Origin of the sequence: Protofrankia sp. Cj3 (genome assembly GCF_917627355.1) — a bacterium.
Classification (GTDB): Bacteria; Actinomycetota; Actinomycetes; order Frankiales; family Frankiaceae; genus Protofrankia.
In genome coordinates this window covers 1-1,733 of sequence record NZ_CAKJTR010000193.1, presented here as the reverse complement: position 1 = coordinate 1,733, position 1,733 = coordinate 1, and the positions used below count along the sequence as shown (strand labels likewise).

At 60.3% G+C, this 1,733-nt stretch carries 2 protein-coding genes and 1 pseudogene; all 3 read right to left on the bottom strand.

What is annotated here, in order from left to right; genetic code table 11:
* Nucleotides 1-906, bottom strand: a pseudogene (locus tag MJ783_RS19630) (aminoglycoside adenyltransferase); the annotation flags it as partial.
* Between the two features lie 82 nt (nt 907-988).
* Nucleotides 989-1,321, bottom strand: a complete 333-nt coding sequence (locus MJ783_RS19625; RefSeq protein WP_239312439.1) for a hypothetical protein — start codon at nt 1,319-1,321, stop codon at nt 989-991.
* Between the two features lie 194 nt (nt 1,322-1,515).
* A partial coding sequence (locus tag MJ783_RS19620) for a hypothetical protein (RefSeq protein ID WP_239312437.1) occupies nt 1,516-1,733 on the bottom strand: 218 nt, incomplete at its 5' end.

Sequence of the window (1,733 nt, the reverse complement as noted above, 5' to 3'; positions counted from 1 at the left end):
TACTCCGCCCAGGAGCGCCTGACCCCAGTACGCGGTTTGCACGGCCTGCATCGCCGCCCGCATCGGCGCCCGGGACAAGCCCTGTGCGAGCACATAGCCTTCGGCGGCCGGGATCAATTTCCACACTACGAACGGAGCACACGCGGTCAGCATGATGACGGTGAATCCAACAATCAGCTTCCCCCATCCGGAGGTACCAAGCGGAGAGCCTTTCTCCTGCACGAGCAGGAAATCCAGACCGACCCGCAGCGCGATGTACATCGCCGGTTTCGCGAGAATGATCGCAATTATCGTTTCGACTGCTTTGCGTGCAGTTGGCCGTGCCGCCGGCATCGTGATACCAGCGAACGATAGCGTAGAAAGCGCGACAACCAGATAGACGAGGTCGTTACGAACAACCAGCTCCAGATAGATCAGTACCGTCGCGGTGAACGCTGCCACAGCTATCAGTAGCTGCGCGGGTCCACTACCCGTGCCTTTAATATTGTTGACGGCGGACACCGTCAGAATACGGGTCGCGGTATCGGTCGAGGGCAGTATCCAACTACAAAGAACATCGGCGAGCGTCAGCAACTGATCGACCAGCCAGGGGAAACCAATGATCGCCAACACTGCGAGCGGGATGTCACGAAGAACCCGAACCAGCGCCTGCCCCGGTTCTCCCGAGAGCAATCCCTGTATCACGCCCAGGAACGTGAAACCGGCGAGCAGCAGGACACTCATCGAGGCGACAACCGTGTAGGTGCCACCAGCACCGATGAACTCGGTTGCGGTCACATGCGGACGCGTCGTCTCCTTGAAGAAATCTCCGATGATGAGACCGATAGCATCCAGGAGGCTCCTGACGAACCAGCCGACCACCGCGTTGGCGAACGTCTCCGCACCCCAGCTGGTGACGACGCGCATCAAGCCCTCGCCCGGATAATCGGGTTGACGTACCGCGGCGCCGCGGCGTGCCAGGCCACCACCGCAATCAACAGGACGCGACTCACTTCACAAGCCAGTTGATGATTCCGGGCGCGAGAATGACGATGATTGCGCCACCGCCGCCACCGAGAACGAGTGGGACGCCACGGTTGCCCTGCGCTGATCCGATCATTTTCCCGAGACTCATGATGGCTCCGCCCAGGATGATCGCTGCAAGGCAGCAGTACAAGCCTGCCTGCGAAAGGAAGTCGAGCAACATCTGGACCTTGTCTTTGCCGGGTGCGGTACCCCAGGTTGGATCAACTTTGATTTCGTCCGGCGCACCCGGCACTACCGTTGATGTCGTAGTTGGTATTGAGGTCGGAATTGGCTCGGCGCTTGCTGGAATCGCCAACGCGAGTGTCCATGTTGCCGTGGCGATGAACCCCGCTAGTGCGCGGTGACGGCGACCCAAGCGTGGCCGGGCCGTCTTCTGAGCTTCGGGTAGGTTCGGCGGTCGGTCCACGAAAGCCCTCCATCATGTCGGCTATCAGGCCATCCGACTCTCTGAGTCCCTGCGCTCCATATATCGGAAGATCGAATGGGAGATCATGTGCGTGCGAGCCCAGACTTGCAGGGTGAGTGATCGAAAAAATGCGGAGAGTGCCGTCGCCGGCACAGTGTCGACTGAGCGAACTTCTCGCGTACGTACGCGAACGGCTTGCCTGCAAACGAGAGTCGATCACACAGCGACGCGGCGTATTCGCTCTGGCAGGCGCGTTCGGCCACCGGGATTCTCTGGATTGCCGCATAGCTGTTGACGCTGC